This window comes from Caballeronia glathei (assembly GCF_000698595.1).
In the GTDB taxonomy this organism is placed as follows: domain Bacteria; phylum Pseudomonadota; class Gammaproteobacteria; order Burkholderiales; family Burkholderiaceae; genus Caballeronia; species Caballeronia glathei.
Genome location: NZ_JFHC01000003.1, coordinates 276680 through 284040 on the forward strand (window position 1 = coordinate 276680; position 7361 = coordinate 284040).

A 7361-nucleotide genomic window follows, 5' to 3' on the forward strand; every position below is an offset into this window, starting at 1 on the left:
GTCTGACGAGTCAGATATATGGGCCAAAAAAATCAGCCTGCGCGGCGCCTGGCAGGCGCCCTGGACGGTTCTGACGCAACGGCACGCGCCGGCATGTTCTGTTCGATGATCCTTGCGATCTCGGCGTCGGCTTCTTCGCCGTATCGGCTGAATACGTCGGTGCGATAGGACGTCGTCGTCGCGGCGCCGAGTTGCGTGCCGGACTCGTCGCGCGTGTCCACTTCCGCCAGCATCGAGAGGCCGATGCGCAGCGGATGCGCGTCGAGCTCACGCTGGTCGAGCCGGATGCGCACGGGCAGGCGCTGAACGACCTTGATCCAGTTGCCGGTCGCGTTCTGCGCGGGCAGGACGGCGAACGCGGCGCCGGTGCCGGCGGAGAATCCTTCGACATGTCCGTGATACTTGACCTTCGAACCGTAGACGTCGGCGGTGAGCGTCACCGGCTGGCCGATGCGCATGCGCGCGAGCTGCACTTCCTTGAAGTTGGCGTCGACCCAGACGCCGTCGAGCGGCACGATCGCCATCAGCGGCGTGCCGGGCGCGACGCGCTGGCCGACCTGCACCGAACGGCGCGCCACGTAGCCGGTCACCGGCGCGGGCAGGGTGTTGCGCGCGTAGTTGAGATAGGCGTCGCGCACCTTCGACGATGCCGCCTGCACGTTCGGATGCGCTTCGATCGAGGTGCGGTCGGTGAGCGCGTGATTGGCTTCGGACTGCTGGCGCACGGCGTCGAGCGCGGCTTGCGCGGAACTCACGGCGTCGCGCGCATGGGCGATGTCTTCGCCCGACACCGCGCCCGTGCCGGCGACAGCCTGACGGCGCTTCAGGTCGTCGATGGCGCGGGCAAGGTCGGATTGCCGCTGCGCGACGGTCGCCGCGTAGAACTCGTTGTTCACATACAGGCTGCTCACCTGACGCACCGTCTGGCCGAGCGTGGCTTCGGCACTCGAGAGCGCCACTTTCGCGTCGGCGGCGTCGAGCGTCACGAGCGGTGTGCCTTGCTTCACGATCTGGGTGTCGTCGGCGTTCACCGCAATCACCGTGCCGCTCACTTGCGGCGTCAGCTGAACGAGATTGCCGCTGACATAGGCGTCGTCGGTCTCCTGGTGAAAGCGGCCGGTGGCGTAGTAGTACGTGCCGTAGCCTGCGCTCCCTATCACGACGGCCACGGCGAGCAGCGAAAGCAGCAGCTTGCGCCTGGCCGGGTTCTTCGATGCGGCCTCCTGCTCGTTTTCGGGTTTTTCCGCCGTCGTCCGGGCGGAGGTGATCGTGTCGCTCATTTCAATGCTCCTGATGAATTCGTGGATGTGTCCGCTTCAGCGCGACGCAACGACGGGCTCGGCATGATCGTCAGCGGAATCGGTGTAACCGCCGCCGAGCGCCGCGGCGAGCGCGATCTGCTGGTCGCGGCGGTACATCTTCAGATTCGAGACTGCCTGATCGGTCGCAAGCGCGTTCGTTTCCGCGTTGAGCACCGTCAACTGGTTCGTGAGACCTGCCTTGTACTGCGTGAGCGCGAGCTCGTTAGCGCGGCGGGCTGCGGCCTGCGCGGCTTCGGCGTCGACGAGCTGCGCATCGGTCGAGCGGATTTGCGCGAGTTGCGTCGCGACTTCGGACAGGGCGGTGACGAGCGTCTGGTTATACGTCGCGACCGCGTAGTCGAAATCCGCGTAGCGGCCTTTCAATTGCGCGCGCAATGCGCCGCCGTCGAAGATCGGGAGATGGATCGCCGGGCCTGCCGACATCGTGCGGCTCCCTGCCGTGAGGAATCGGCCGAAGCCGAACGCATCGAGTCCGAGGGATGCGCTCAGGTTGATGTCCGGATAGAACTCGGCCTTCGCTTCCTTCACGCCGTGTGTCATGGAATCGACTCGCCAGCGGGCGGCAACGATGTCCGGCCGGCGGCTCACGAGGTCGGCGGGGAGGTTGTCGGGTAGACGCACTTCGTCGCCGATGCCGAGCGCCGGACGCGCGATCGACAACCCCCGGTCCGGCCCCGCACCGAGCAGGGCGGCGATCTGGTAGCGCGTCGAGAGGATGTTGCCGTCGAGCGAGGAGAGCGTGGCACGGCTCGTCGCGAGATTCGCCTGCGCGGTCTTGAGTTCGACTTCGGTGTCGAGTCCGGTCGCGATGCGGCCGGTCGTGATGCGTTCGATCTTCTCGCGCTGGGCAATCTCCTGCTGCGCGATGTCGCGCAGCGCGTAGAGCCGCGCGAGCTGGTTGTAGGCGCGCGCGATGGTTTCGTTGAGCGTGAGCCTGACGACTTCGGCATCGGCCCGGCTCGCCTGCAATTGCGACACCGCGGCGTCGAGCGCCGCGCGGTTCTTTCCCCACAGGTCGAGATCGTAGGAAGCCGACAGGAGCGCCTTGTTCTCCGACTGCCACGATCCGGCGTAAGGCGGCGGCACGAGCGCATTCGACGAATACTGCTGGCGCGAGTACGAATACGATGCCCCGACTTGCGGCAACGTGTTCGCGCGGGCGGTCTCGCTGTAGGCCGCCGCCGCGGCGACGCGCGAGCGCGCCTGTTCGAGGGTCGGGCTGCCCGCCAGCGCTTCGTCGAGCAGCGCCTTGAGTTGCGCGTCGCCGAACTGGCTGGCCCAGCCGGCGGCGGGCCAGTGGCCCGCTTCGGACGGCAGGCTCCGTTCTGCCGCATACGACTGCGGCTGCGCCATTTCCTTGTCGCTATGAATGCCGGCATAGTTCACGCACGCCGACAACACTGCCGCGAAGATCACCGTGACGCCCGCCTTCGCGATGCGCAAACCGGAAACGCGTCGGTTTAATTGTGATTGCATTTTCTGACCTGTCAGATAATTAGATAAAAAAACGAGCGGTCGTGATGCCGATTCCGCTCAGTCTTCCAGAAACTTGTACAGCAGGCGGCGCAGTTCCTTGAACTCGCTCTTCGTGAACTTCTTCAGGCGGGCGTTGAGCACGACCGGCACGATATCCGGCAGGCGCGCTGCCAGCTCTTCGCCTTGCACGGTCAGATTCAGATTCACCACGCGTCGATCCTCGAGGCTGCGCGACCGTTCGAGCAAGCCCTTGTCTTCCAGCTTGTCGAGCATGCGCGTCATCAGGCCCGTGTCGATCCCCAGCAGCTTGGACAATTCGAACGGCGTTGCCGTGACGCCCCCGCGCATCGATAGCAGAATGCCCATTTGCTGGCTGGTGATGCCCAGGTCTTTGAGGGCGGTATCCACTTCCGCGACGAGCAGGTTGCGCGCCTTGTTGATGGCAAAGCCGACGCTCTGGGTGAGACTGAAATTGTCGCGCGTGTAGTGGTCCATGTGCGCCTCCATTGATGCGCTGAATAATATCTGCATAGTCAGATATTGTCAAGGCCGATTTCACGGCACCGGAGCTGCCCGTGACGATGTGGTGTGCAAGCGGAAGTGGTCTGCTCTTGTCGGATGAAATCCGTGATTTCAATGCGAATGACGGATCGCCGCAATGGCGTGATCCGGCCGACACTTCGTATCCGCGACTGGTTACGGTGCGGATGGACGAGAGAGGTACCGCAATTGCCCGCGCTGCCAGAAGCCGTTCGATGAAAGCTCGCTTCTGAACGCGCTCTCTCCGTCTGATCGGAAAGCCGCCGTGGCCGCACGTACAAGAATCGAAGCGGCGCCTCGACGCCACTTGAACGCGGCCTGTGCGCGGCGACGTGCATCGACGCCGTCATGTCCCGCCGCATCGATAAGGCGGGATATCAAGGACGCGCACGGTCCCAGTCGGCCGCAGCGAACGACCGGCAAGTCACGTTCAAACACCTTCCAGGCATCCGGATAGCCGAAGACCCAGACCGATGAGGACTATGCCAAGCGCGATGTCCGTCGGGCGTCTGATTTTCATGTAGACGCTCAGAGTCCGTTGTGCCGAAAAGAGCATGGCAACGGCGAGGTGCCAGATGCCGGCGATCAAGGTCACGATGCAAATGGCCGCGCATCGAACCCATGCTGGAGCATCGGACGGCAGAATGGTCGCGAAGAGACTTCCAAAGAAAACGATCAACGTCGGATTGGTCATGTCAGTGGTGAAACCCCGACGGAAGGAAGCCCAGTGGCCCGCCTCAGTCGCAGTCGTTTTCAGGCGCGCCGCATTGGGCCCGAGGGCCCTGAGCGCTGCTCGCAATCCGAGATAGGCCAGATACGATGCGCCGCAGATCTTGATGATGTGATTGAACGGAGCCAGTCCGGTCGTCAAAAAGTCGAGTGCAAACGCGGCCGCCGTGGACCAGATACTGCAGCCTAGCGCAACTCCGGCCGCAGCGAGCATGCCGCTCTTTCGCGCGGCAAGCGCGTGAGACGTCACGTTCACGAAATCGGGACCAGGAACGACACACGTTACGGAATACGTGATGGACAGCGCCAGCAGTCGTTCGATGTAGACGTGATGCATTTTTCTAATTCCAAAAGATCGCGCGCCGATCAAACCTCATGGATGAGAGCCGAATAAGGTTAAGAGCATGCGTGAGCGGGGTCAGCGCCTTGACATCCTCACTATCGGCCTTCCGTGTGCATCGAAATGGAGATCACGCAACCAAAACACATGAGTTTCGTTGCGTATTCCAGGTATTTTTTTGACGAGTCGGTGGTGAACCGTATGAATAGTTACGAGCTATCCGGGTTCGTATGCGTTATCGGTGCTTTAGTCCGCATTCCGAATTCGCCGGGTGGCAGTGACTTGTGGCTGCGGAAGGAGAGGGTAGTGCCGTTGGGCGTCGTGCTGCATCGGCCACGCGGCGTGTGTCACGCGTCGGGCGGATCACGTGGTGTTTCGAAGGCCCGAGCGTCACGCCGAACACGACGTCCGACGTGGACCGCAAACGAGGTGCTGGCGCCGCTTGTCTGGATCCGAAAAGATCAGTGCGCGCGGAAGCTTTGCATGTGACCGCGATATTTTCATGCACCGAACGCCGCAGTCGACAGCCCGTGATTTTGCGAGAACTCTTCCACGCGATACGCGTCATTGCGACGCGGATGGGAGAGTGAACGTCTGCCGCGGACACATGGCTACGACCTCTCGCCCCGTATATCCGTGCGGGACTCGACACATAATGACGAGCCCGTCCGCTGCCTACTGCACTCCGATAAGGCGGTAGCCAATACCGGTTTCTGTTATGAGGTGTTCGGGTTGAGCCGCGTTACGTTCGAGCTTCTGTCGGAGGCTTCCCATGTAGATTCGGAGATAGTGCGTGTCGTTCAAGTGTTTGGGTCCCCAAACCTCGGTTAGCAACTGTCGTCGCGTCAGCACTCGTCCCGCATGTCGTACGAGCACGTCCAGCATCCGATATTCAATCGGCGTCAGGTGAACGCTTTTTCCGTCTTTGGTCACTATCCGGGTAGCAAGATTGACTGTCGTCGGGCCGAAGCGAACAACTGACGAATCATCGATGCCGCCGCGGTTTCGGCGTTTGAATTGCACCTTGATTCGTGCAAGCAGCTCCGGGATGCCGAATGGCTTCGTCAGGTAATCGTCTGCGCCCGCGTCGAACGCGGCAATCTTGTCGGGCTCTCCAGTCCTCGCCGTCAAGACGATGATCGGCATCTCGCTCCAGCGCCGGACATCGCGAATGACATCGAGTCCATCCCGGTCAGGCAAGCCCAGGTCGACAACCAGGAGATCCGGCTTCCGGTTGGTCGTCTCGATCAAGCCTTGCTGTCCGGTCTCCGCTTCGAAGACCGTCATGCCTTGATCCCGAAGCTTTGCACGGACGAAGCGGCGGATTTGCTTGTCGTCCTCGATCAGAATGATGGTGGTGGTCGGTTCAATCAAAATGTCTCCCCGCGACCTGGCAACATGCACCTCACTTGGGCGACGATACTCGGCCTGATCCGTTGCGATGGCACGCTGCCACCGGGCGACGCGTCGAACGAGCCTCTCCCGCGACCGCGTCGCCCAACCTCGTTGCACTGGCACGTCCCGGCCCATTCGATGCGCACGGGCCGGTCCTCAATCACTTGGCGGGCTTCAGATCGTCAAGGGCGATGTTCATGGTCAGCACGTTGACGCGCGCTTCGCCGAAGACCCCGAACTGGCGGCCAGTCGTGTTCTGCGCGATGAGTTCGTTCACCTGGTCCACCGGAATTCCACGCGCCTTCGCCACACGCGCCGCTTGATACGCAGCGGCAGCCGGGCTGATTTCCGGATCCAGACCGCTACCCGAGGACGTCACCAGGTCGACGGGGATCGGCATGGTGTTCGCAGGATCTGCATCGTGGAGCGCGCTGATCCGTCCCTTCACCTCATCGGCGAGCGCGGGGTTGGTCGGGCCGAGATTCGACCCGCTCGAACTTTGCGCGTTGTACGGGTTTGGCGAAGTGGCGGACAGCCGGCCCCAGAAATACTGAGGAGCATCGAATTGCTGGCCAATCAGTTCCGAGCCGACCAGCTTTCCGTTCCTTTCAATGAAGCTGCCGCTCGCCTTGTCGGAAAATGCGGCGCGACCCACTGCCGTCACCACGACCGGATAGATGACACCTGTAATGACGGCCAATGCGACGAACAGCACGATCGCGGGGCGAAAAGAGTTTTTCATGATCCGTAAGCCAGTTGCTTGCAATTGCGACGCACGTGTCGCCGGAGGAATAGGGCGCATGCAGAATTACACGCACGCGCCCGTCAGGGTTCTTCGTAAGCCTTACGCCCAGCCAAAGGCGGTCATCAGCATGTCGATCAGCTTGATGCCCGGGAAGGGAATCAGGAGACCGCCCAGACCGTAGATCAGCAGGTTGCGGCGCAGGAGCGGTGCCGCGCCGAGCGGCCGGTACTTGACGCCCTTGAGCGCAAGCGGAATCAGCACCACGATGATCAGGGCATTGAAGATGACCGCCGACAGGATCGCCGAACTCGGCGACGTCAGATGCATGATGTCCAGCACGTGCAACTGCGGGTACGTCGTCGCAAACGCCGCCGGGATGATCGCGAAGTACTTCGCGACGTCGTTGGCGATCGAGAAGGTCGTGAGCGAGCCGCGCGTCATCAGCATCTGCTTGCCGATCTCGACAATTTCGATCAGCTTCGTCGGGTTCGAGTCGAGGTCGACCATGTTGCCGGCTTCCTTCGCCGCCTGCGTGCCAGTGTTCATCGCCACGGCGACGTCGGCCTGGGCGAGCGCCGGAGCGTCGTTGGTGCCGTCGCCGGTCATCGCTACCAGGCGCCCTTCGGCCTGGTGCGAGCGGATCATCGCGAGCTTGGCTTCTGGCGTCGCTTCGGCGAGAAAATCGTCCACGCCCGCTTCAGCGGCGATGGCTGCTGCTGTAAGGCGGTTGTCGCCGGTGATCATCACCGTCTTGATACCCATCTTGCGCAGTTCGGAGAAGCGCTCCTTGATGCCGCCCTTGACGATGTCCTTG

Annotated in this window: 7 protein-coding genes; all 7 read right to left on the reverse strand. The window is 62.3% G+C overall.

What is annotated here, in order from left to right:
• Window positions 1–32 precede the first annotated feature (32 nt).
• Entirely contained in the window at window positions 33–1280 is a 1248-nt protein-coding gene (locus BG61_RS04420; protein ID WP_035935375.1) for an HlyD/EmrA/EmrK family protein, read from the reverse strand.
• A gap of 36 nt (window positions 1281–1316) precedes the next feature.
• Window positions 1317–2798, reverse strand: coding sequence for an efflux transporter outer membrane subunit (locus BG61_RS04425; RefSeq protein ID WP_035935378.1), 1482 nt, complete (start codon window positions 2796–2798; stop codon window positions 1317–1319).
• Between the two features lie 57 nt (window positions 2799–2855).
• Entirely contained in the window at window positions 2856–3293 is a 438-nt protein-coding gene (locus tag BG61_RS04430) for a MarR family winged helix-turn-helix transcriptional regulator (RefSeq protein WP_035935528.1), read from the reverse strand.
• A gap of 475 nt (window positions 3294–3768) precedes the next feature.
• Complete coding sequence (locus BG61_RS04435; protein WP_035935381.1) at window positions 3769–4404, reverse strand: LysE family translocator; 636 nt, start codon at window positions 4402–4404, stop codon at window positions 3769–3771.
• Window positions 4405–5082: 678 nt separating this feature from the next.
• Complete coding sequence (locus tag BG61_RS04440) at window positions 5083–5781, reverse strand: response regulator (RefSeq protein WP_035935531.1); 699 nt, start codon at window positions 5779–5781, stop codon at window positions 5083–5085.
• Window positions 5782–5962: 181 nt separating this feature from the next.
• Window positions 5963–6544, reverse strand: a complete 582-nt coding sequence (kdpC, locus tag BG61_RS04445; RefSeq protein WP_035935384.1) for a potassium-transporting ATPase subunit KdpC — start codon at window positions 6542–6544, stop codon at window positions 5963–5965.
• A gap of 102 nt (window positions 6545–6646) precedes the next feature.
• Window positions 6647–7361: HAD-IC family P-type ATPase (locus BG61_RS04450; RefSeq protein WP_035941577.1), on the reverse strand; the 715-nt coding region annotated here is incomplete at its 5' end.